The organism is Rhodococcus sp. 06-156-4 (assembly GCF_002259345.1).
Lineage (GTDB): Bacteria > Actinomycetota > Actinomycetes > Mycobacteriales > Mycobacteriaceae > Rhodococcoides > Rhodococcoides fascians_E.
Genome location: NZ_NPGB01000008.1, coordinates 46,996 through 69,849, shown reverse-complemented (window position 1 = coordinate 69,849; position 22,854 = coordinate 46,996). Strand labels below are relative to the sequence as shown.

Annotated in this window: 24 protein-coding genes and 1 pseudogene; 14 read left to right on the top strand and 11 right to left on the bottom strand. The window is 63.2% G+C overall.

What is annotated here, in order from left to right; translation table 11 throughout:
- The first annotated feature begins 34 nt into the window (after positions 1-34).
- Together CH290_RS03490 and CH290_RS03485 are read left to right on the top strand one after the other, a co-directional pair.
- On the top strand, positions 35-610 hold the full coding sequence (locus tag CH290_RS03490) for a TetR/AcrR family transcriptional regulator (RefSeq protein WP_019663113.1): 576 nt from the start codon (positions 35-37) through the stop codon (positions 608-610).
- 30 nt (positions 611-640) lie between these two features.
- A complete protein-coding gene (locus CH290_RS03485) occupies positions 641-916 on the top strand; it encodes a DUF2277 domain-containing protein (protein ID WP_019663114.1) in 276 nt (91 codons plus the stop codon).
- Between the two features lie 6 nt (positions 917-922).
- Here the strand turns inward: CH290_RS03485 and mraY are convergent, their stop codons facing one another.
- From mraY to CH290_RS03470, 3 genes are all read right to left on the bottom strand, one after another.
- Entirely contained in the window at positions 923-1,999 is a 1,077-nt protein-coding gene (gene mraY, locus CH290_RS03480; RefSeq protein ID WP_019663115.1) for a phospho-N-acetylmuramoyl-pentapeptide-transferase, read from the bottom strand.
- A 55-nt stretch (positions 2,000-2,054) separates the two neighbouring features.
- A complete protein-coding gene (locus tag CH290_RS03475; protein WP_019663116.1) occupies positions 2,055-2,474 on the bottom strand; it encodes a helix-turn-helix domain-containing protein in 420 nt (139 codons plus the stop codon).
- A gap of 248 nt (positions 2,475-2,722) precedes the next feature.
- Positions 2,723-3,886, bottom strand: coding sequence for a globin domain-containing protein (locus tag CH290_RS03470; RefSeq protein WP_019663117.1), 1,164 nt, complete (start codon positions 3,884-3,886; stop codon positions 2,723-2,725).
- 178 nt (positions 3,887-4,064) lie between these two features.
- Here CH290_RS03470 and clpB point away from each other — a divergent pair, with 178 nt between their 5' ends.
- The 6 genes from clpB to pyrE all read left to right on the top strand — a co-directional run bounded on the left by clpB (position 4,065) and on the right by pyrE (position 10,736).
- Positions 4,065-6,611 carry an ATP-dependent chaperone ClpB gene (gene clpB / locus CH290_RS03465; RefSeq protein ID WP_020110893.1) on the top strand — a complete coding sequence of 849 codons (2,547 nt, stop codon included), beginning with the start codon at positions 4,065-4,067 and terminating at the stop codon, positions 6,609-6,611.
- A gap of 124 nt (positions 6,612-6,735) precedes the next feature.
- Positions 6,736-7,632, top strand: a complete 897-nt coding sequence (locus CH290_RS03460; RefSeq protein ID WP_230621059.1) for a DUF5666 domain-containing protein — start codon at positions 6,736-6,738, stop codon at positions 7,630-7,632.
- A 53-nt stretch (positions 7,633-7,685) separates the two neighbouring features.
- On the top strand, positions 7,686-8,621 hold the full coding sequence (locus CH290_RS03455) for a TtfA family protein (RefSeq protein WP_020110891.1): 936 nt from the start codon (positions 7,686-7,688) through the stop codon (positions 8,619-8,621).
- A 69-nt stretch (positions 8,622-8,690) separates the two neighbouring features.
- Complete coding sequence (locus tag CH290_RS03450; protein ID WP_019663121.1) at positions 8,691-9,503, top strand: SDR family NAD(P)-dependent oxidoreductase; 813 nt, start codon at positions 8,691-8,693, stop codon at positions 9,501-9,503.
- A gap of 66 nt (positions 9,504-9,569) precedes the next feature.
- Positions 9,570-10,139 (top strand): LemA family protein, encoded by a 570-nt coding sequence (locus CH290_RS03445; RefSeq protein WP_020110890.1) that lies wholly within the window; start codon positions 9,570-9,572, stop codon positions 10,137-10,139.
- A gap of 57 nt (positions 10,140-10,196) precedes the next feature.
- Positions 10,197-10,736 carry an orotate phosphoribosyltransferase gene (pyrE, locus tag CH290_RS03440; protein WP_019663123.1) on the top strand — a complete coding sequence of 180 codons (540 nt, stop codon included), beginning with the start codon at positions 10,197-10,199 and terminating at the stop codon, positions 10,734-10,736.
- Positions 10,737-10,807: 71 nt separating this feature from the next.
- Here pyrE and CH290_RS03435 read toward each other — a convergent pair whose 3' ends face one another.
- The 3 genes from CH290_RS03435 to CH290_RS03425 are packed head-to-tail and all read right to left on the bottom strand — an operon-like array spanning position 10,808 to position 13,668.
- On the bottom strand, positions 10,808-11,113 hold the full coding sequence (locus CH290_RS03435) for an EthD family reductase (protein ID WP_019663124.1): 306 nt from the start codon (positions 11,111-11,113) through the stop codon (positions 10,808-10,810).
- A gap of 11 nt (positions 11,114-11,124) precedes the next feature.
- Positions 11,125-12,726, bottom strand: a complete 1,602-nt coding sequence (locus CH290_RS03430; protein WP_019663125.1) for a flavin-containing monooxygenase — start codon at positions 12,724-12,726, stop codon at positions 11,125-11,127.
- Positions 12,727-12,738: 12 nt separating this feature from the next.
- The gene (locus CH290_RS03425; protein WP_019663126.1) at positions 12,739-13,668 is read right to left on the bottom strand and encodes an alpha/beta hydrolase; all 930 of its coding nucleotides are present in this window, start codon (positions 13,666-13,668) and stop codon (positions 12,739-12,741) included.
- 219 nt (positions 13,669-13,887) lie between these two features.
- On the opposite strand from CH290_RS03425, the gene CH290_RS03420 reads away from it, so the two are divergent.
- The 6 genes and pseudogenes from CH290_RS03420 to CH290_RS03395 all read left to right on the top strand — a co-directional run bounded on the left by CH290_RS03420 (position 13,888) and on the right by CH290_RS03395 (position 19,261).
- Complete coding sequence (locus CH290_RS03420) at positions 13,888-15,051, top strand: ABC transporter substrate-binding protein (RefSeq protein ID WP_019663127.1); 1,164 nt, start codon at positions 13,888-13,890, stop codon at positions 15,049-15,051.
- A 38-nt stretch (positions 15,052-15,089) separates the two neighbouring features.
- Positions 15,090-15,980, top strand: coding sequence for a branched-chain amino acid ABC transporter permease (locus CH290_RS03415; RefSeq protein ID WP_019663128.1), 891 nt, complete (start codon positions 15,090-15,092; stop codon positions 15,978-15,980).
- Positions 15,977-16,909: a branched-chain amino acid ABC transporter permease gene (locus CH290_RS03410; protein ID WP_019663129.1), complete on the top strand. Its 933-nt coding sequence runs from the start codon at positions 15,977-15,979 to the stop codon at positions 16,907-16,909. Before CH290_RS03415 ends, CH290_RS03410 begins: the two co-directional genes overlap by 4 nt.
- On the top strand, positions 16,906-17,733 hold the full coding sequence (locus tag CH290_RS03405; protein ID WP_019663130.1) for an ABC transporter ATP-binding protein: 828 nt from the start codon (positions 16,906-16,908) through the stop codon (positions 17,731-17,733). Before CH290_RS03410 ends, CH290_RS03405 begins: the two co-directional genes overlap by 4 nt.
- Positions 17,717-18,433 carry an ABC transporter ATP-binding protein gene (locus tag CH290_RS03400; protein ID WP_020110889.1) on the top strand — a complete coding sequence of 239 codons (717 nt, stop codon included), beginning with the start codon at positions 17,717-17,719 and terminating at the stop codon, positions 18,431-18,433. Before CH290_RS03405 ends, CH290_RS03400 begins: the two co-directional genes overlap by 17 nt.
- Positions 18,430-19,261: pseudogene (locus tag CH290_RS03395) on the top strand (mycofactocin-coupled SDR family oxidoreductase). Before CH290_RS03400 ends, CH290_RS03395 begins: the two are co-directional and overlap by 4 nt.
- Before the next feature lie 8 nt (positions 19,262-19,269).
- Here CH290_RS03395 and CH290_RS30135 read toward each other — a convergent pair.
- The 5 genes from CH290_RS30135 to dctP are packed head-to-tail and all read right to left on the bottom strand — an operon-like array spanning position 19,270 to position 22,850.
- The gene (locus CH290_RS30135; protein WP_019663133.1) at positions 19,270-19,434 is read right to left on the bottom strand and encodes a hypothetical protein; all 165 of its coding nucleotides are present in this window, start codon (positions 19,432-19,434) and stop codon (positions 19,270-19,272) included.
- A complete protein-coding gene (locus CH290_RS03390) occupies positions 19,431-20,726 on the bottom strand; it encodes a phenylacetate--CoA ligase family protein (protein ID WP_033190156.1) in 1,296 nt (431 codons plus the stop codon). The genes CH290_RS30135 and CH290_RS03390 overlap by 4 nt, the downstream gene beginning before the upstream one ends.
- Positions 20,723-21,112, bottom strand: a complete 390-nt coding sequence (locus tag CH290_RS03385) for a MaoC/PaaZ C-terminal domain-containing protein (RefSeq protein ID WP_019663135.1) — start codon at positions 21,110-21,112, stop codon at positions 20,723-20,725. Before CH290_RS03385 ends, CH290_RS03390 begins: the two co-directional genes overlap by 4 nt.
- Positions 21,109-21,573 (bottom strand): FAS1-like dehydratase domain-containing protein, encoded by a 465-nt coding sequence (locus CH290_RS03380; protein ID WP_019663136.1) that lies wholly within the window; start codon positions 21,571-21,573, stop codon positions 21,109-21,111. Before CH290_RS03380 ends, CH290_RS03385 begins: the two co-directional genes overlap by 4 nt.
- Positions 21,570-22,850, bottom strand: a complete 1,281-nt coding sequence (gene dctP, locus CH290_RS03375) for a TRAP transporter substrate-binding protein DctP (RefSeq protein WP_230621060.1) — start codon at positions 22,848-22,850, stop codon at positions 21,570-21,572. Before dctP ends, CH290_RS03380 begins: the two co-directional genes overlap by 4 nt.
- Between the last annotated feature and the right edge of the window lie 4 nt (positions 22,851-22,854).

Genomic DNA, 22,854 nt, shown 5'->3' with positions numbered 1-22,854 from the left:
GCTACTGAACTCGTGTCAAGTAGCATCCTGGGTGATGAACGGCGTTCGAAAACGACTCTCCCCTGACCTGCGGCGCGCGCAACTACTCGACATCGGGTCGAAGCTGTTCGCCGACAGGCCCTACGACGAGGTGTGGATCGAGGAGGTCGCCGACCTCGCCGGAGTATCCCGGGGCCTGATGTACCACTACTTCGCGTCGAAGCGAGATTTCTTCGCGGAGATCTTGAAGGTCGAGTCCGCGCGCATCCTCGACACGACCGCGCCGGACACGTCACTGCCGGTGGCGGATCAGGTCGCGGCCGGCCTCGACGCCTACATTCGCTACACCGTCGAGCACGAACACGGCGTCCGGGCCATCAACCGCGGTGCCATGCTGGGTGACGCGGAAATCCAGGCCATCCTCGCCGACGAACTGGAAGTGCAGCAGCAGCGGATTCTGGCCGCGCTGCCCGCCGAGATTCGCGAGGACGAGATCACCCGGACGGCACTGCGTGGTTGGGTGTCGTTCGTGCGTGCGGTCTGCATGGACTGGCTCGATCGCCGATCCATCAGCGAGGACGAGGTCAAGGCGCTGTGCCTGCGTGCACTCGACGGGCTGCTCAGGACGTGAAGACCGGCGGAAAAGTCTATCGTGGCTGGTATGTGCCGAAACATCACCACCCTGCGCGGGCTGGAACCGCACGCGACGGACGAGGAGATCGAGGCTGCGGCCCGGCAGTACGTCCGTAAGGTCAGTGGCGTTCAGAAAACGTCCGACGCCACCCGCGATGCATTCGAGCTCGCAGTTGCCGAGGTCACCGCGACCACTCACAGACTGCTCGACGCGCTTCCCGAGCGTCGCCAGCCGCCACCGACGGTTCCGCCGCTGCGTCGCCCGGAAGTTCAGGCGCGGATCGCAGCGAAAGCCGCCGGCTGATCGATATCAGCCGACCGCCGAGAGGTACTCGCTGTAGAACAGACCCATACCGAGTGCCGAGGCGATGGCTGCCATCAACCACAGCCGGATGATGACGGTGGTCTCCGGCCAACTCGCGAGCTCGAAGTGATGATGGATCGGTGCCATACGGAAGACCCGAACACCGTTGGTGCGGAAGATCGCGACCTGGATGACGACGGACGCAGCCTCGACGACGAACAACGCGCCGATCGCAACGGCGAGCAGCTCGGTCTTGGTGACCACGGACAGACCCGCGAGCAGACCGCCGAGAGCGAGCGATCCCGTGTCACCCATGAAGATCTTCGCGGGCGCGGCGTTCCACCACAGGAAGCCGATGCACGCACCGGCCGCGGCGGCACAGACGATCGCGAGATCGAGAGGATCCCGCACGTCGTAACACCCGACGCGTGGGTCGGTGCTGCAGGACTGCCGGTACTGCCAGAACGTGACGACGGTGTAGGCCCCCAGGGCCAGCGCCATCGATCCCGCGGCGAGGCCGTCGAGCCCGTCGGTCAGATTCACCGCATTCGACCAGGCCACGACCAGGACACAAATGAAGCCGACGAACAACAGGGTCGGCATGTACACGATGGCGAAGTCGCGGACATAGGACAGGTTTCGGCTGCCGGGCGTCACTGCGTTGCTGTCCGGAAAGCGAAGGACGAGAAGCGCGAACACGACCGCAGCGCCGATCTGGCCGACGTACTTGGCGCGCGCGGTGAGTCCGAGGTTCCTCTTGTTTCGCAGGCTCGTGTAGTCGTCGACGAAACCGACGATGCCGAGGGCCGTCGTCAGACCCAGGACGAGCAAGGCCGACGCCGAAGGGCCCCCGCCGTCGTATGCGATGCCGACCACGTGCGCCCCGCCGTATCCGACCCACAGCGCGACGAGGATCGCGACGCCGCCCATCGTCGGTGTTCCGCGCTTCGACTGATGGCTCGCCGGTCCTTCCAGCCGAATCTCTTGGCCGAAGCCCTGCTTCGAGAACTGCCGGATCAGCATCGGGGTGAGCAGAATCGACACCGCGAGAGCTGTTCCTCCCGCGAAGAGAATCAAGATCACCGCGTGTCATCCCCCTGATCGTCTGGCTGCAGTTACTGCCCGGTTATCGGCCGACTCAACGCGTGCTGTCCGGAGGAATCTCCGGAAGCCCCTCACTGGCACGCAATTTTTCGGCCATCGAGCTCAGTAGATTCTGTGACTCCTCGGACAGATCGAACGCACGCGCCGACAGACGCTTGAGGCCATAGCCTTCGAGCTGAGTCACCAACTCGAGGTCGTGATCGATCTTGCGCGCGTAGATGTCGTTGAAGAAGTAATCCGGCTTCACCTTGAAGAACCGGGCGAGTGCAGCAACGGTGTCGTTCGACGGATTCGTCCGCTGACCGGAACGCAGCTGCGAGATGTACGGCTTGGAGATCTGGTGGCCGTGCTCGGCGAGCGCATCGGCGACTTCTGCATTGGTGTGGGGCTTACGGCCAGGTGGATGCACCGTGTTGAACAGACTGTTCAACCGTGCCGCGAAGTCTGCAGGCATCGGGATCTACTCTCACCCTTCTCGGTATGACCGGGCCGTCTTCGACGCGGCCCGGAAACGATAACGAGTAGGTAACCACATTCCAGGCCGACTGGCTGTTTCGGCGCGACGAACGGTAGAACGTGTTGCTTTCGGATCGGACGACCGGAGAAATGCGGAGCCCGGCGCGGCCCCGCCATCGACCACGTCATTCGAACGATCGACGAGGCACGGGTTCGAGCGCAGGCCGTTTGCCAAGCGTTAACTGCTCACAGCGGATCGTGCTGCACGTGTTCCATCGGGGTGCCGACCTTCCGCAATGCGTAGAGCGTCGTCCGCACCATCGACGGCGAACCACAAATCTGGATCTGCCGGTCCGCCCACGAGCCGAACTGCGTGACGACCTTCCCGATGGACCCGTGCAGCCGATGATGCATGCCCCACGGCAGTTCCGGCGTCGGACCGGAATGCCACCACGGATTCTCGTCCTCCTCGGTCACCGGAACCACCGTCAACCACGGGTTGGACAGCGATAGCTGCCACAGGGTCTCGGCGTCGTACAGATCCCGGGGATACGTGCCCCCGACGAACAGGTGCACTCGCGGGTTGTGGCTGCGTCGAGCCATGTCCATCACCTGAGCACGGAGCGGCGCCAGGCCGGTGCCGCCTGCGATCATCAGCACGTCCTCGGCGATTCCTCGGTCGATCTGCAATCCACCCAAAGGAGGGCTGACGGCCCATCGATCGCCGACGACCGACTCGGTCACCATGGCGGGGGACACCCAACCGCCGGACACCCGCCGAACGTGAAACTCGATCTCGCCCTGCGGATTACACGGAATTGCCGGCGACAGGTACCGCCAGAGTTTGGGGCGTTGCGGAATCTGCACGCTCACGTACTGACCCGGGTAGTAGTGAATGCCCTCGTCCAGTTGGAGGCGAATGATCGCCAGATCGTCGAGCACCCGTTGATGCTCGACGATCGTGGCGCCCCAGTACGGGGGCAATTCGTCCGAGTCCGCCGCAACGGCCATGTTGTCGGTGACGAGCGCTAGCGTCCGATGCCAGGCGTCCTCGACTTCGTCCGTCCACACCTCGTTGCCGACGAAGTTGCGGAACGCCGAGATCAGGGCCGAGGCACCCGCTCGGAAGTGGGTGCCGTCGACGCCGTGCTTGCGGTGGTCTCGGCCAAGTTGCTGGAGGAACGACTCGACGCGCTCGTTCTTGTCGAGATTGTCGAAGATGTAGGCCAGCGCACGGACGAAATGGTCGCGTTGCTGGTCCATCGACGCCGGAAAGAACGCCCGGAACTCCGGATGGTCGACGAACAGCTGGGCGTAGAAGGACCGTGCGAGAAGTGCCGGACCGTTCTCAGCGGCCAGAACGGACTTGAAACCGGCACGAACCAGGGAGATCGCCCGTGCATCGAGCATCGATCAACCTCCGCCGCAGCTAGACGGTTCCAAAGTAGACCGCCCGAGGGTATCCCGATTACACACCACTGGCCACAGAAGAAAACTGAGAAAATCAGACTTGAGCGGAACAGGCTCAAGTCTTGGTACGTTGTACCCACCGACATCAAATTTTCTCCCAGCAGAAAGCAGGTGACCGGTGGACAGTTTCACCCCCACCACGAAAACGCAGGCCGCACTCAGTGCCGCTCTGCAGGCCGCATCCGCGGCCGGAAACCCGGACATCCGTCCGGCGCATTTGTTGGTGGCGTTGCTCGATCAGACCGACGGCATCGCCTCCCCCCTGTTGAAGGCTGTCGGCGTCGATCCTGCGACTGTGCGCGGTGAAGCTCGCACCCTGGTCGATCGACTCCCGTCGGCAACCGGATCGACAACGACTCCGCAACTCGGTCGCGAAGCGCTGGCGGCCATCACGGCTGCGCAGAACCTCGCTACCGAACTCGACGACGAGTACGTCTCCACCGAGCACCTCATGGTCGGACTCGCGACGGGTGACAGCGATGTCGCCAAGCTCCTGACCGGCCACGGCGCCGGACCGAACGACCTGCGCGACGCCTTCCAGACTGTCCGCGGCAGCGCGCGCGTCACCAGTGCCGATCCCGAGAGCACCTACCAGGCGCTCGAGAAGTACAGCACCGACCTGACCGCCCGGGCCCGCGAAGGTCAGCTCGATCCGGTCATCGGCCGCGACACCGAAATTCGTCGTGTCGTACAGGTACTGTCCCGCCGCACCAAGAACAACCCGGTTCTCATCGGTGAGCCCGGCGTCGGCAAGACCGCCATCGTCGAAGGTCTCGCGCAGCGCATCATCGCCGGCGACGTGCCGGAAAGCTTGCGCGGCAAGACCGTCGTCTCGCTCGACCTCGGCTCGATGGTCGCCGGTGCGAAGTATCGCGGTGAATTCGAGGAGCGGCTCAAGGCCGTGCTCGACGACATCAAGAACTCGGCCGGCCAGGTCATCACCTTCATCGACGAGCTCCACACCATCGTCGGAGCTGGCGCGACCGGTGAGTCCGCGATGGACGCGGGCAACATGATCAAACCGATGCTCGCGCGCGGTGAACTGCGGCTCGTCGGTGCGACCACGTTGGAGGAGTACCGCAAGTACATCGAGAAGGACGCAGCGCTCGAGCGTCGATTCCAGCAGGTCTACGTCGGCGAACCGTCCGTCGAGGACACCGTCGGCATCCTGCGTGGGCTCAAGGAGCGCTACGAGGTGCACCACGGTGTGCGCATCACGGACTCCGCGCTCGTCTCCGCCGCCACACTGTCCGACCGCTACATCACGTCGAGGTTCCTGCCGGACAAGGCAATCGACCTGGTCGACGAGGCCGCGTCGCGTCTCCGCATGGAGATCGACTCGCGTCCCGTCGAAATCGACGAGGTCGAACGAGCCGTCCGGCGACTCGAGATCGAGGAGATGGCGCTCGAGAAGGAGACCGACGATGCGTCGAAGGCTCGTCTCGAGAAGCTGCGCGCGGAACTGGCCGACGGCCAGGAAAAGCTCAACCAGTTGAGCACCCGCTGGCAGAACGAGAAGAACGCCATCGATTCGGTTCGCGTCCTCAAGGAAGAACTCGAGAACCTGCGCGGTGAATCCGAGCGTGCCGAACGCGACGGAGATCTGGGAAAGGCAGCCGAACTTCGGTACGGCCGCATCCCGACGCTCGAGAAGGAGCTTGCCGAGAAGACACAGGCAACTCCGGCGCAGGACGACGTCATGCTCAAGGAAGAGGTCGGTCCGGACGATGTCGCCGACGTCGTCGCAGCCTGGACCGGCATTCCTGCAGGCCGCATGCTCGAGGGTGAAACCGCGAAGCTGCTGCGGATGGAAGACGAGTTGGGCAAGCGCGTCGTCGGGCAGAAGGACGCCGTGCAAGCGGTGTCCGACGCCGTCCGTCGTGCTCGCGCCGGCGTCGCCGATCCGAACCGTCCGACGGGCTCGTTCCTGTTCCTCGGTCCGACCGGTGTCGGCAAGACCGAACTCGCGAAAGCGTTGGCGGACTTCCTGTTCGACGACGAGCGCGCCATGGTCCGCATCGACATGAGCGAGTACAGCGAGAAGCACGCCGTAGCTCGACTCGTCGGCGCGCCTCCCGGCTACGTCGGCTACGAGGCAGGCGGTCAACTCACCGAAGCCGTCCGCAGGCGTCCGTACAGTGTCATCCTGTTCGACGAGGTCGAGAAGGCTCACCCCGATGTCTTCGACATCCTGTTGGCCGTGCTCGACGAAGGCAGGCTGACCGACGGGCAGGGACGCACGGTCGACTTCAGGAACACCATCTTGATCCTGACGTCGAACCTCGGTGCCGGGGGATCGAAGGACCAGGTCATGGATGCGGTCAGGCGCGCGTTCAAACCGGAGTTCGTCAACCGCCTCGACGACGTGGTGGTGTTCGACGCCCTGTCCGAAGATCAGCTGGAATCGATCGTCGACATCCAGCTCGGCTTCCTGGCCAAGCGCCTTGCAGCACGCAGACTGACGCTCGACGTGACGTCGCCGGCGAAGCTGTGGCTGGCAGCTCGGGGCTACGACCCGCTGTACGGCGCTCGTCCGCTGCGCAGGCTGATCCAGCAGGCGATCGGCGATCAGTTGGCAAAGCTGCTGCTCGCAGGAGACGTCCGCGACGGTGACGTCGTGCCGGTGAACGTATCGGCAGACGGCGACGCACTCGTACTGGGTTAGACCGAGTATTTCGCTCCACTCTTGCGCGATATTTGCGGGATTCCGTGAATATCGCGCAAGAGTGGAGCTCTGTGCACGCCTGGACGTTCGTCACCCGCGAGGTGCCGGACGTACCCTCGGTGTCATGAGTTATCCGGACGATCAGCGCGCGAGAGTGGAGCCCGCGGAAGGACCCCACGACCGGCCGTGGGAAGACGGCACCGCGAATCCGCCTCCGGATCGTCCCGAACCCGATTACGTCGCCGACGGCTGGCAAGCATATCCGGACACCCAGCCGTACCCGGATTCCCAGCCGTACCCGGATTCCCAGCCCTATCAGCAGGCACAGCCCTATCAGCAGGCACAGCCCTATCAGCAGGCACAGCCCTATCCACAGGCGCAGCCCTACCAGGACCAGCCGACGCAGCAGTACGGATATCCCCAGCAGTACTCGCCGCAGCAGCAGTACCCAGCCCAGCAGCCCAACCCGACCCAGGTGTTTCCGGCGTACGACCCGAGGCAACACCAGGCTCCGCCCGAGTACGGCGAGTATCAGGCTCCGCCCGAGCCGAAGGGGCCGCGGCGGTGGATGTTCGCGCTGGTCGCCCTGGCCGCACTGGCGGTCGTCGTGCTGGCAGGAATTCTCGTGTTGACCAATCAACGATCCGACACCGAAGACGTCGCGGTTCGGCCACCGACCAGCCTGGCCCCGATCCCCACGCTCCCGCCGAGCCAGGCGCCCCTCGCGCCACCGTCGGCTCCCGGTGGACTCGTCCCGGGAGGTATCCCGGAAATTCTGGGGAACTCCGGCGCGGCGATCGGAAACATCACCGCCATCGACGGTCCGACTCTGACGATCCAGGGCATCGACGGCGCCCCCGTCACGGTTCTCGTCACCCCGCAGACGCAGGTCCTGTCCCTGTCCGGCTTCGACGCCTCCTCGCTGAAGGTCGGGTCGCTCGTCGTCGTGAACGGCAGCCCCATGGAGAACGGTGCCATCACGGCGGACATCATCGTGGAAACCCCCGACCTGGGCGGGTGAGCCATCACGAGGCCGAACCGCTGGACGCTATAAGCTGACCCTCGATGACGGCTATGTGGTTCGGACTTGCAGCGATCGCCCTCCTGGGTGCGGTCGCCCTTCTGTACATCGACCGTTCGCGCCGGGACCAGGTAGGCCGGGTACGGCAGATGTGGGCCAAGGCGCAGGGATACACGTACGAGGCGTCCGACGACGACATCGTGTTGCAGTTCCGGCGTGCTGCACTCGCCAAGCCCGAGCAGACCACTGCGGTGGACCTCGTGAGCGGAGTTCGACGTGGCGAGAAGTTCGTACTGTTCGACGTCGAGGAGACGTCGACGATCGTTGCAGTCCAACGACCCGTCGGATCCGACGTGGACATCGACCTTCGGTTGAAGTCGACGCCGCCTCCGCGCGACTCGGATATGGAGCTGCTCGGGTCTATCGGCCCCCGTGTCGTGTTCGCGACGAACGTCGAAGTGGCGCGCCGCGTGTGCGATCAACGCATGGCTGCGTTCACCGAATCCGTTCCGGCCGGCCTGAACCTGCTGTGGAGCGAGAACGACTGGACACTCGGATCGTTGCCGCTCGGCAGCACCGGACGCGACTGGGACGCCGCCATCGACGCAGTGGCGCGACTGTCCGGGATGCTGCACGTACTCCCGCCCGTCAACAACCGACGTCCATCCGGTCCCGCTCGAACCAGCCCTCCGCAGCGCAGTCGACCCGAAACCACCGTCGGGCGCCAGAGCCCAGAACCCAGGCAGAACCCAGAAGCTAGGCAGAGCCCAGCGCCCAGGCAGAGCCCAGCACCCAGGCAGAGCTCCGAGCCTCGTCGGAGCCCGGAACCCCGCCAGAATCCGGAACCCCGGCAGGCGCGCCCCGAGGTGCGGCGTCCCGAGCCCAGGCCGCCGCTGCGTTCCGGTCCCGTCATCCAACCGTCCGGACCCCGGCCACCGAGCCGTCCGACACCCATCACTCGCGACTCGGACCGCCGCCGCCAGGACTGATCCGCAGGACCGGACATTCGGCGGTGTGGGACTCCACAACACGTCGATCGCACCGTAGCCTTCAGTTTCATGACCGCCGAACCGATCGAACCAGCGTCCCCCCTCACCGTGCGCCCGGTTGCCCTCGTCACCGGACCGACGTCCGGTCTCGGCGCAGGATTCGCCACTCACCTCGCTGCTCGCGGCTACGACCTCGTGCTCGTTGCCAGGAACGAGGTGGGGCTGCGTTCGCTCGCGGACGACCTGCGCGTCCGCTTCGGAGCCGACTCGGAGATCATCCCGGCGGATCTGGCCACCCAGGCGGGACGGGACGTCGTCGCCGAGCGGCTGAGCCGGGGCGTCGAATTTCTCGTCAACAACGCAGGTTTCGGAACTTCGGGTGAGTTCTGGACAGCGGAACCCGAGCTGCTGCAGGCGCAGCTCGACGTCAACGTCACCGCGGTGATGCAGTTGACCCGAGCAGCGCTGCCGTCGATGGTTGCTGCCGCGAAAGGCACCGTGGTCAACGTGGCGAGTGTTGCGGGCATTCTGTCCGGCCGCGGATCGACGTACTCGGCGTCCAAGGCGTACGTCATCTCGTTCTCCGAAGGACTGTCCGGTGGCCTCGCCGGCACGGGTGTCCAGGTGCAGGCACTGTGCCCCGGGTTCGTGCGCACCGAGTTCCACCAGCGCGCGGGCATCGAGATGTCCAGCATCCCGAAGTTCATGTGGCTGAACGTGGAACAGGTCGTGCGTGAATCCATGCGTGATCTGGGCAAGGGCAAAGTCATCAGTGTGCCGGGCGCGCAGTACAAGGTCCTGACGGCGCTCGGCACCAAGGTCCCCAAGAGTGCTGTGCGGAAGCTGACGAATCTGGTCGGTCGAGGTCGCGGCCGAACCTAGGCGACTTCGGCGCGTATGGGCGAGCCTCCGAGCGCGATTCGAGTATCACCGTTAAATTCAGACCTTGTGACTGTTTTCGTGATCGTGGCGATCCTCGTACTTGCAGTTCTCGCCTACGCGGCGAGCGTCGAGCGTCGGGTGCGGCGTTATCGGTCGAACACGGCCGCGAGCAGGCAGCTGGTGACCGTGGAGCTCGAGCGTCGCTACGTTCAGCTGGATCCGTTCATCGCGGCCGTCGAATCGTCCGGCCTGGACCAGGATCTGGTTCGTCAGCTCGTCGGCGCGAGGTCGTGGTCCAAGGCGGTACGAGACAAGAACCTCGGTCTACAGGCACAGGCAGCCGCCGAGAACGCGCTGTCGGCGGCGGTGCACGCAGTGCTGTCCGAGTCCGACACCCACCCCAAGTTGCGATCCAACTGGGCTTTCCAAGGCCCCGCCGGCGACCTGGAAACAACGGAGAAGCGCATCGCCGGCGCAGTGCGCGTCTACAACGACAATGCGTACGCGTTGGCGCAGCTGCGTAGTTCGTTCGCGACCAAGCCCATGGCCACGGTACTGAAGGTTGTTCCGCCCGAGCCGTTCGTCGAGCACGTCGACCTCGTCGCCGACGAAAAGCCGGAGGACGTGCCCGCCTGAGCCTGTGGGATTCCGGCCGGTAGATTCATCGACTGAATCGACCGAAGGGAACCTCACATGGCCGACAGTGCCCAGCGTGCCGAACTGGCCGAGCTGGTTCGTGAACTGGCCGTAGTCCACGGCAAGGTGACGTTGTCATCCGGCAAGGAAGCCGACTACTACGTCGACCTCAGACGCGCAACGCTGCATCACCGCGCGAGCGCGTTGATCGGAACGCTGATGCGCGAATTGGTGGCCGACTGGGACTTCGACTCCGTCGGCGGCCTGACGATGGGAGCCGATCCCGTCGCGCTGTCCATCGTCCACGCGGAAGGCCGCCCGATCGACGGATTCGTCGTGCGCAAGGCCGCCAAGGCCCACGGCATGCAGAGGCAGATCGAAGGACCCGACATCGTCGGCAAGCGGGTGTTGGTCGTGGAGGACACGACCACGACCGGGAACTCACCGCTGACTGCGGTGAAGGCGCTCCGCGACGCGGGAGCAGTCGTCGTCGGAGTTGCGACGGTAGTCGACCGGGCAACCGGAGCCGACGACGTCATCGCTGCCGAGGGGCTCGAATACCGCTCGCTGCTCGGCTTGGCCGATCTGGGTCTGTAGCGGCTTCGCCGCTGGTGGTGTGGTTAGGCGCCCCAGGGGGCACCCAACCACACCACCAGGCGCGGAGCGCCTCAGGCCACCTCGACCTCATGCATATCCATGACGAAGCCCGCTCCGGCGAAGTTGGGCATGTCGTCGGCACCGGCCTTGCCCTCCTCGGATCCGAGGGCTGCAATGGCGTCGTCCTTGGACGGGAAGTTCAGGTTGCCGACGACGAAGTGTGCAGGCTGGGATCCGTCCAGTGTTTCTGACACACCCCACTCGAACGAGATGATGCCGGGCATCTTCGCGGTCAGTGGCGCATGCACGCTTCGGTAGTGTGCCAAGAACGCATCGGGGTTCTCGGGGTGGTTGTAGGCGATGCTGATGCGAAACATTCGAGCTCCTTCTAGTGGGTGATCGTGAAGCCTTCGTAACCCTTGGATGCGACGTCGTCGCAGATGTCGCGGTAGACGTTGAGTCCGCCGACGTAGGACATGATCATGCGAGGTTTGCCTGGGATGTTGGCGCCGGTGTACCAGGAGTTGCCCTCGGGGTAAAGCGTGGTGTCGGCGAGTTCGATTGCTTGCGTGGTCCATTCCTTTGCTGCGGTCTCGTCGGCCTCGAATGTCCTGGCGCCGATCGACTCCAGATGTGCGACGGTGTCCGCTGTCCACTCGACGTGCTGTTCGATGGCGCAGACCACGTTGGTCAACACGTTGGGGCTACCGGGGCCGGTCAAGGTGAACAGATTGGGGAACTCGTCGACGGCGATACCCAGATATGTGGTGGGACCGTCGGTCCACTTGTCCTGCAGTGACTTCCCGTTGCGTCCACGGATGTCGATCTTCAGCAGGGGGCCGGTGATGGCGTCGAAACCGGTGGCGAAGACTATGACGTCGAGCGGGTATTCGTCGTGGGCGGTCTTCAACCCGGTCGGAGTCAATCCTTCGATCGGCGCATCCTTCACGCTCACGAGCGATACGTTGTCGCGATTATAGGTCTGAAAGTAGTTGGTATCGAGTGTGATTCGCTTGGCCCCCAAGGGATGCTCGCGAGGTGAGAGTGCCTCGGCAAGTTCAGGGTCCTCGACGACGGATCGGATCTTGCCGCGGAAGAACTCGGCGATGGTGTCGTTGGCCTGCCGATTGCTGAGCAGGTCCGGGTAGGCAGCGATGAGATCGATGGCCCGATGGCGACTCCATCGTTCCTCGAACACCGCCAATCGCTCTTCCTCGGAGTGGTCGAATGTGTTGACTGACAATGTGTCCACGGGCTGGCCGCCCCCGGACGCCTTCGATGCGACCTTGAAGTTCTCGATGTCGGCTCGAAAGGACTGCTTCTCGTCCTCGGTCAATGGGCGATTGCCGCAGTCGAGGCTGAAGGCAGGTGTGCGCTGGAAAACCGTCAGATGTTCGGCCTGCTCGGCGATCTTCGGGATCACCTGAACACCAGAAGATCCGGTGCCGATGACGCCGACCCGTTTGCCGGTGAAGTCGAACCCGTCGCGCGGCCACGCGCTGGTATGGATCGTCTCGCCCTCGTAGGCGTCGAGACCCGCGAAGTCGGGTGTCGATGACGTCGAGAGGCATCCCGCGGCGGTGATCAGGTACTTGGCGGTGACGTATTCACCGGTGTCGGTGCCGACCGTCCACCGTAACGCCTCCTCGTCCCAGACCGCTGATTCGACACGTACTCCGAAACGAAAGTGCTTCTTGACATCGAGTTTCTCGGCGACGAAGTCGATGTAACGCAGGATCTCCGGCTGAGCAGGATAGCGTTCTGTCCACTCCCACTCGTCGATGATGTCCTGGGAGAACGTGAACGCGTATTCCATGCTGATGCAGTCGCATCGTGCGCCGGGATACGTGTTCCAGAACCACGTACCACCGACGGTTTCTGCGGCCTCGTATCCACGGACCGACAGGCCGAGAGACTCGAGCTTGTGCGTCATGTAGACGCCGGAGAAGCCGGCGCCGATGACGACGGCATCGAAATCGCTTGTGCTCACGGAACACTCCTTTCAGGCGACAACGGATGTGAGATGGGCGCGAACGGATTCGCCGACGTACGCGATACCGGCGTCGGCTCCGGGGAGGATGTTGACGAACTGGAAGAAGCCATGCATCTGTCCGTCGAACACTCTCACCTCCACGGGTACGCCCGCGGCGGTGAGTTTCTCGGCATAGGCTTGACCTTCGTCGCGTAGAACATCGTGTTCGGCCAGCAACACCACTGCTGGTGCCACTCCTGACAGGTCCTCTGCGTGCAAGGGTGACACGTCCCAGTTGCGGCGTACTCCGGCATCGGGTGTGTAGAGATCCCAGAACCAGATCATCGACGTCTTGTCGAGCATCAACTGGTTGGCGGGGTCGGCGTACGAGCTGTTGTCGAAATCGTGGTCGGTGACGGGGTAGACCAACACCTGTAGCGAGACGGCCGGGCCGTTCTCTCGCACTGCTCGCTGCGCGACGACGGCTGCAAGGTTGCCGCCGGAACTGTCGCCGCCGACCAGTAGCGGCAACGCAGAATCGGAGCGAGAAGCGGTCCACTGCAGAACATCCCATGCGTCGTCGGCTGCAGTCGGGTAGATGTTTTCGGGAGCGAGTCGGTAGTCGGGAAGCACTACGGTGCACCCGGTCTCGACCGCGAGGCGTCTGGCAAGTGTGTCGAACTGATCCGGTGTGCCGACGACCCAGCCACCGCCATGGAAGTAGACGAACACCCCGCGTGGGCTGTCGTCAGGTGTCAGGACGCGAACCGGAATTGCATGTCCATCCGCCGCCTCCACCGTCAGGTTCTCGACCGACGCCATCTCGGGCCCTGGACCGTAGAGGTCGATGAATGTGTCGTTCATCGAGCGGACCTCGTCGGGGGTCATCTCGTGGAGCGCTTTACCGCCTCCTTCGGCGGCTTGGGCGAGGAACGCGGCGGTGGCGTCGTCGAGTGCCATGACAGGACTCCTTCGGAGTGTTCTAATTACGGACGGCATCCGTTCAGGTGATACACCTCACTCTAAACGCTGATAATCATTCGCCGCAACCATCTGTTGTCACGGCTTTTTCTGCTGCGACTTTGTCCTCAAATGTGATCTGGACAACTGGACGTTTTGGTTCTACTGTGACAGCGATCACGAGTTCATGCGCATCATTGCCATGAAATAGGAGGAGCCATGAAGTTCACCACGGGTCCCGGCAGGCTGGTCCTGTTCGGGCTGACCGGAGCCATGCTGTCGATGGCAGCATGTAGTGGGTCAGGCCCATCCGGTGCAACAGCCTCGGGGGAGATGCCCGCCGAGATCACCGTGCTCTCCACGACGGACAAGACCGGAACGCTCGCGTACGTCGGAGGTTCCCAGCTCGAAGGTATCGAACTCGCCGTCCAAGAGATCAACGAGCAGAAGTTCCTCGGCGACTCCACGCTGAAGCTCGACAGTCGCGACACCGCAGGCGACGCCCAGACAGCCGCGAGTCAGGTGACCGAAGGGATCGCGAACCCGAACGTCGCCGCCATCCTCGGCACCGTGTCCGGTGCGCAGTCCGTGGCGGTGGCGCCGATAGCAGAGTCGTCGAAGACTCCTGTCGTGTTCACCCAGTCCGGTAGTGCCGGTGTCGTCATCGGCGACTACACGTTCCGATCGACCGCACCCCAGGAGACATACTTCCCCAAGGCGATCGATCATCTGAAGACCCTCGGCGCCAAGCGAATCAGCGTGCTCTACAACGCAGGCCAGCCGACACTGGCGGAGATCGCCGAGAATCAACTCCCCGCGTTGCAGGAGAGTGAGGATCTCGAGATCCTCTCGAGCACCAGCGTGCAGTCGACCACCCAGGACTTCGCGTCGACCATCACCAAGATCGTCGGCGAAAAGCCGGATGCCGTGGTGTTCCTCCTCGTCGGTGCGCAGAATTCCACCGCGATGTCGCAGCTGCGCCAAGCAGGCTTCGACGGCCCAGCCGTCGGAAATCCCGCCGCAGGCGCCGGAAACCTCGCGCCCGCAGGGCCTGCAGGCGCGGGAATGTTCTGGGCGACGGACTTCAACTACCTTCAGACCGCACCGTCTTCGGTCTCCTTCGTCGAGGCTTACAGCGCCAAATACGGCAAGAACCCGCTCAACTACGCAGCCGAAGGCTACGACGCGGCATGGATGATCGCCAGGGCCATCAAGGAATCGGGCGGCGCCTCGCGTGAGGACATCAAGAACGGTCTCGACGCCGTGGCCACGGCCGGATTCGACGGCGCCGTCGGACCGGTGACGTTCGAAGGCAACGACCAGCGAGTGGCGGGAGTTGTCGTCGAGTGGGACGGGACCGCAGAAGGGTTGCTGGCGGAATGACGGTCACCGAACGTTCACGGAAGAGGTGATCTGAAACCATGGGCCAGACACTCATCGATGCGGCGATACTCGGATCGATCTACGTACTGTTCTGTCTCGGCATGTCCCTCGTGTGGGGCACCGTCGGCATCCTCAACTTCGCGCACGGCGCGATCTTCATGTTCGCGGGGTTCGTCGGATACCTGGTGGTCAAGGACCAACAGCTGCCGATGATCGGCGTCATTGCGGTGTCGGTGTTCGTGGGTGCGTTGTTGTCCACAGCCATCGAAGTGCTTGCTTTCCAACCGATTCTGCGGAGGGCAAAGACTCATCGGATCGCAGAGCTGCAAATTCTGATCGGCGGCATCGGCGTTGCTGCCATCCCGCTCGCGATCGCCCAGTACGTCACCAAGTCCGAACCGTTCGGATTCTCCAACAGTTCGTATGCAGTGAAGGTGTTCTCGCTCTTCGGTCTTCGCATCTCGAACACCGGTTTGATCATCGTGCTGTCCGCCGTGATTCTCACGGTCGGGATGGCGATATGGCTGCGCAAGTCCATGGCAGGACTTGCGCTCCGTGCCATCGGTGTCGATGCCGAAACGGCAGCGTTGATGGGAGTCGACCGTCGAAAGCTCTCCCTGTCCACAATGGCCTTTGCCGGTGGTCTTGCCGGTCTCGCGGGCGCCTTGCTCACGTTCAATCTCGGCGCCATCACTCCGGAAAGCGGTGAGACACTGCTGATCAAGGCATTTGCGGTCATCATCCTCGGTGGCGTCGGGAGCACGGCCGGTGTCGCTGCCGGCGCCTACATTCTGGCGTTGTCGGAGACTCTGGTGTTGCGATTCACCGGTGGTGGCTGGGTCGACGCCGTGTGCTTCGGCATGATCTTCCTCGTCCTGCTGCTTCGCCCGCAGGGTCTCTTCGGCCGCAAGGAGGTGCGAAGGGTATGAGTCAGTTCTATTTCACGCATATCGTTCTGTTCCAGAGCACGTTCACCGTTCTTCTTCTGGCTCTGAGCATCCAGGTCCAGCTTCGCATGGGCGTGTTCTCGTTCGCAGGCGCCGGGTTCTACGGTCTCGGTTCCTACGGCGCCGCGATCTTCGTGATCCGGTACGGGTTCAGCTCGTTCGCCGCGATTGCTGCCATCATGATCGTCTGCGGAGTGATCGGGTTTCTGCTGGCATTGCTGGTTCAGCGTCTCAACGGTCTCTACCTGGCGATGGCCACGGTCTCCTTCGATCTGATCATCACGGTCGTCGCGCACAACGGTGGCTCGCTCACCGGCGCGTCGGTCGGACTGTTCGGCGCACTGGCGTTCCCTCAGTTGACCATCGGGCACATCATCGCGATCACGGTGCTCGTCGTCGCGCTTCTGGCGCTGAGCGAACGAGGTCGTCTCGGTCGTAGAATCGACGCGGTCCGTGAAGATCCGGAATTGGCCGCATCCATGGGTGTCAACGTTTCTCGCTATCGAATCAGCTCCTTCGTGATCAGTGGATTGATCGGCGCACTTGGTGGCGCGATCAACGTATTACTGCGCACGACCGTGGCGCCGGAGAGCATCGGATTCCCCTTGGTGGTTCTCGGGTTGACGATCATCATCGTCGGCGGCGGGCGCTCGTGGCTCGGCATCGTCCTCGGCGCGATCATCTTCACATGGCTGCCGTACTACCTCGAGATCGTCGGGCAGTACCAGGCCATCGTCTACGGCATCATCGTCGCGATCGCTGCCGTCTACGTACCGGGCGGGATCTACGGAACCGCCCTTGATCTGGTTCGGAAGTCCAAGGCCAAAAGACTCGCAGGGGTTGCTCGTAAGAAGGAACCCGACGACACGGTCGAGGAACTCGCTCTAGCCGAGATAGGGGATAAACCGTGACTACCGACGCAGTGTCACGAGAGACTGTCGCTCGCCACGCCACAACCGAGGTGGTGCTCGGAATAGACGACGTCGCAGTCCACTACGGCGGCATCAAGGCTGTCGACGGTATTTCCTTCGACATCACCCGAGGAAAGATATTCGGCATCCTCGGACCGAACGGATCCGGCAAGAGCACCCTGTTGGCGGCGATCACTCGATTGACGCCCCTGACACGCGGTGCCTTGACGTTCGAAGGCGAACCGTTTGCGAAGGTGTCTTCGCAGAAGGTCGCCAAGCTCGGCATTGCCCGCACATTTCAGACGGTACGACTACTGCCGGACCTGACCGTTCGCGAGAACGTCGCTCTGGGGGCGGACCTCGGCTCCGAGGAAGGTGGCCTTCGCGAGTTGTTGCTCGGGCGCAAGGCCTTGCTGAAGCGCTCGAAAGATGCGGTCGCGGAGGCGCTGGAGCGGACTGGGCTCTCGGGCTTGGAGGACATCAGGCCAGGGGAGCTGTCCTATGGGTTGCAGCGCCGGGTGGAGATCGCCCGCGCAATTGCCATGTCGCCCACACTTCTTCTGCTCGATGAGCCGACAGCGGGCATGAACAAGACCGAACGCGAGGATGTATCGGAGCTGTTGAAGAAGTTGCGCGAAGAAGGCCTGACGCAACTTCTCGTCGAACACGACGTGCAGATGATGGTCGATACCTGCGACACGCTGATCGCAATGAATTTCGGCGTACTGATCGCGCAAGGGAAGCCGCAGGACGTCGTGCGCGAACCAAGTGTCCAGGAAGCATATCTCGGGAAGCGAGGAGCGCAGGATGCTCGTAGTCAGTGATCTCCACGTCCAGTACGGCAAGGTCAGCGCGGTCACGAACATCGGCCTGACGGTCGAACCCGGCCGAATTACGCTGGTTCTCGGGGCGAACGGAGCAGGTAAGAGTACGACGCTGCGAACCATCGCCGGCTTGGTGGAACCGATGTCGGGCACCATCGTTCTCGATGATGTTTCCCTCGTCGGACTCAAGGCCCACAAAGTGGTGCGACGCGGGATCTCACTCGTACCGGAGGGTCGTCAAGTCTTCGCGTCGTTGTCCGTGGCGGAGAACCTGCGTATCGGTGGATACACCTCGACCAGGGAGAAGCGCGAGAAGAACACCGAACTCGCGTATGAACTGTTTCCGATTCTTCGTGAGCGAAAGGACGGGCCTGCAGGACTGTTGAGCGGTGGTGAGCAGCAGATGCTTGCCTTCGGACGTGGACTGATGTCCGATCCGAAGTACATCATGATGGACGAGCCGTCGATGGGTCTTGCGCCCGCCGTGGTCGACACCGTCATGGCAAGTGTCCGCGAGATCGCCGACCGCGGGCTCGGTGTGCTGATGGTCGAGCAGAACGCCGAAGCGGGGCTCAGGGTTGCCGACGATGTCGTCGTGGTCAATCGTGGCGACTCCGTGTACTCCGGTGGTGCCGAGGAAGCCCGCTCGCACTCCTCGGTGGTGCTGGCGTTCCTGGGTGAAGCGGCTTTGGGCGCATGAGCAGGTTCAGCGGCAAAGTAGTCCTCATCACCGGTGCTGCCCGCGGACAAGGTCGTAACCACGCACTGCGTTTCGCCGCCGAAGGCGCCGACATCATCGCAGTGGACGCATGCGAGGACGTCGACACCGTCGGATACGACCTTGCGACGGAGGACGACCTGGCGGAGACGGTGCGGGGCGGTCGAGAAGCTCGACCGTCGGATCGTGGCGTCGAAGACGAATGTCCGCGACCTCGAGGCGCTACGTGCAGCCGTCGATTCCGCAGTAGGCGAACTCGGCCGACTCGACGTAGTGGTAGCCAATGCGGGAATTGCGGGTAGCGGTGTGACGCACGAGTTGTCCGCCGAGAATTGGCACAACATGATCGACACCAACCTGACCGGCGTGTGGAACACGACGACGGTCGCCACTCCGCACATCCTGAAAGGCGGCGAGGGCGGTTCGATGGTGCTCATCAGCTCCGTCGCGGGAACGAAAGGTCTGCCGTACAACGCCCATTACACCGCAGCCAAGCACGGTGTCCTCGGGTTGATGAAGAGCCTCGCGAACGAGCTCGGCCCGCAGAACATCCGTGTCAACACGGTGAACCCGACCAACGTCGAGACTCGGATGCTGTTGAACGACGCGATCTACAGGCTGTTCCTTCCCGACGAGGAAGCACCCACTCGGGAACAGGTGGTTCCGCTCCTGCACGACATGCACGTACTCGACATTCCGTATGTCGAGCCGGACGATGTCAGCAACGCGGTGCTCTTCCTGGCGGGCGACGAATCACGCTACGTAACCGGTATTTCCATCCCCGTCGATGCGGGAGTCCTCATCAAATAGTGGCAGAGTCAGGGTTGTGCGCCCAGTTCCCAAGTGAACTCGTCGACCAGCGCGTCGATTCGTTCGCAGAACTGGATAAGCAACGGTGATTCTGGAAGTTCGGCCACCAACTGCGTTACGGCGTCGAGATGAGCCCGGGCACGGCCCAATTCTTGCTCGATCGAGTCGGTCATCGCACTGCCCTTCGGTCGGTCCAGCGTCGGGACTTGAAGTGCTGTTCGTCCAGTGTCCCGGTGGGTAGCACAGAGATCGACATCGAGATTCCGACAGTGCGCTTGATCGTCTCCGCGATATCCGCCATCAGGTTCGGGTCGACGTCGGCAGCCGCGTCGATCTCCAGCTGCAAGTCGACGGACTCGCTGCCGTTATCGGCAGTGTGAACAATCGCTCTGTAGTCGAGTACGGGCACACGGAGCACCGCCGCATCCACAGCGCTCGGCCAGATATTCATACCCCTGATCTTGATCATGTCGTCGATGCGACCGATCGATCCCGCCTCGAACTCCGGAAAGAAGCCGTCGCGCAGCAACCGGATGCTGTCGCCCATCCCGAACCGTATGCTCGGCAACCCGCGGGTCCGAAGGGTCGTGACCACTATCTCGCCGCGCTCACCAGGAGCTACGGCGACCCCGTCTGGATTGAGCACCTCGATGAGACAACGGTGTCCGATGCCGTGGAGGACGCCGCGTCCGTGTTCCTCGATCGCACCGGTTTTGGTCGCCATCACCACTCCGAGGGTCTGAGTTGCACCCCACCCTTCGTGGACTGTGGCGCTCCAGAACTCCTGCATCGACTCCGCCCACTCGATCCCGTAAGGCTCACCGGAGAGAAAGATTGCTCGTAGCGCAGAACCAGAGCGCTTCGGCTCGATCCCGAGACGCTTGGCCTCGGCTGTCATGCGGTGTAGGTAGGAGGGCGTGATGGACATGCCGGCGCAGCCGAAACGTTGCAGCATGTCGATGCGCTCGGCCGTTGATCCCGTGAATGCGTTGGTCGGAACGAGACCGGCAGCGAGAGCGGATGCCTGGAAGTACGGCCCGGCCATGGTCTGCGAGTACGGAATGGTGAGCATGATCTTCTCGCCTGCGGCAAGACCGGCCCAGAAGTACTGATAGGCGCCGCCGGTACCCAGAGCGGCGAGGTCGTGTGCCGTTCGAGGATGTACCTCCCTGCCCACCCCGCTGGTCCCGCTGGTCAGGTGTAATTGGCGAACGTCGTCCCGCACAGTGCCAGGATGCAGTTTCTGGTAGCGGAGATAGTCGGCCTTGCGGGCAACCGGGATGTGAAGGGCGAAGGACCGCTGGTCGACTACGGAATCGACATCGACGGCATGGTCTCCGTAGAACCATCGGTGGAAGGGGGACTCGTCCCGGGCGAGCCGGAGCGCACGGACCAGTGCAGTGTCGCGGAAGCGGGTCGCCGTGAGGCCGCTCATCGATTCGGTCAGCGCATTCGCGGTAGTCATCTCATACCATCCCGGACCATGATTGCCGTTGCAGTGGCAGCTCGGCGGTCGTTGTCCTGCAGCAGAATCAGGTCGACGGTTACCGATGTATCGGACTCGTCGGTGATGACGCCGCGTACGACGGCATCCTGGCCGGTAAGCACGAAATCGTGCAGGGCGATGGCCCGCAACGATTCGAGCGAGGCGCGCGTACCAGCCCACTCGCCGACGCACCGTTCGAACATCGCGAGCACAAACATGACGTCTGCGTAGGCGCCAGGCGCACCGCCGGCCCGTGCAGCCTCGTGGTCGATGTGTGCCGGAGCGAAATCTCGACTGGCAGCGGCAGACATCACGAGCCGTTGGAACGTCAGAGGCAGCCGGATCTCCGGTAGAGGTGCGTTCATCGTCGGGACTCGAACGGGAAGTACCGATAGACGCTGCACCGCTCGCGTGCGATAACAGTGCCATCCTGGCGTAGGAAGGTCAGCTCGAAATCCACGAAGCTGCCGTCGCCCACACTTGTTCGTTTCGGCGTCACGCCAGTGACCCGGTATTCGGTAGTGATCACGTCTCCGGGCCGCAGTGGGTGAAAGTACTCGAATTCCATCCTGTTGGTGACGGATTCGGCAGCGGGCACGCCGCACGCATCCCAGGGCAACGGAGGGAGGGCGCCGTCGCTCAATGACGGGTCTCCTGGCGTCCAGTACGCAGGCATGGAGAACGAGGACAGCATTGCCCATGGAGCGATGGGGTCGACTGGGTCGACGAAGCGTGGGTCGGCCATCTCGTGCGCCTCGACGAACCGTCGGATCGCCTCGCGAGTCACCGGCTCCGCGCCGACGGTGATGGCAACAGGATTGTTCATGCTTCCGTGTCCGGCGAGGTCGGGCGGTGGTCGAGTAGAACCTCGTCGAACACGGCGTCGACGTAGGGCCCGAGATCGATGGCGTCGGTGTCGTAGAAGTCGGCGAACTCCGGGTAGGTCATCGTCTCGTCGTAACCGAGATCTCGGACGAGGGTGCTCCACCGCGAGGCGGTTGCGGCCCATTCGGTCATCGAGGTGGCTGCGTCTTCCAGCGCTGGGGACTGTTTCAGCAGTTCGAGTTGTTGGTTGTTGACGCTCTGTAGTCGCTCTCGTGCATCCGGTGCGAATTCGGTGATTGTTCCGCCTGCGTCCTGGATGTCGTGCACTCCCTGCACCATCGCGTCCCACGAGGTGCGGATATTGGTTTCGAGGAAGACGTCGAGTCGATCGAACAGCAATTGCTGAACGAGCAGCGGCATGCTGTCCCAACGGTTCTGGTTGAGCGCTACGGACCCGAAGGTCAAAGCGAAGCCAGCGGACGGATCGATGATCACTTCCGGTGTCAGACCGAGGTACCCGCCCAGCACTGCGTTCTGCACCGAGGTCGCGGTGCAGTCGACCACGCCGCGTTGCAGGCTTTCGTACAGCTCCGAATACGACGCACTCACCGGTATGGCGCCCAACCCGCTGATCTGTGCGCCTTGAGTCCGGCCTGCAGCGGAAATCTGACGTCCTCGTAGTTGGTCGAGGGTCTGCGCCTCCTCGGCGCACAGTAGCGCCATGCCGCCCCCGTTGTACGACGGCATCAACAGATGCATGTCGTTGTCCGCGAATTCCTGCGCGACTTCTTCTGTTGCGTACGCAGACTCGAGCAACCACGCGTGCGATTGCAGAATGCCTGCGATAGGAGACATATCGCCGAGGAAGGACGCGTTGATCAACGTGTTGACCGCCGGATACTCGGCTGGTTGGTTGGCGACAGCGAAGCCGTCGATGTCCGTTCGTCCGTCGCCCAGTGCGTCGTCGATCTCACTGGCACCTGCGATGGCGTTGGCGTAGAAGATATCGAAGGTCACCTTCCCGCCCGACCACTCGGTGACCGCGTCGTAGTAGATCTCCATCTTGTCGCTGACGAACGAGCCCTGAGGTCCGGGGGTCTGTGCGTACAGGTGAACAGGTTCGACATCGTCGAAGGCGGCCCGGTACTGGTCCAGGGTGGCGCCGTACTCGATGCCGGGTCCACCACTGTTCGATTCGGTCGTTGTGGTGCAGGAGGTCGCCACGACCACGGTCGCGGCAATGACCATGCAGGACAGTGCTTTGGGGAAACCGAACACGTTC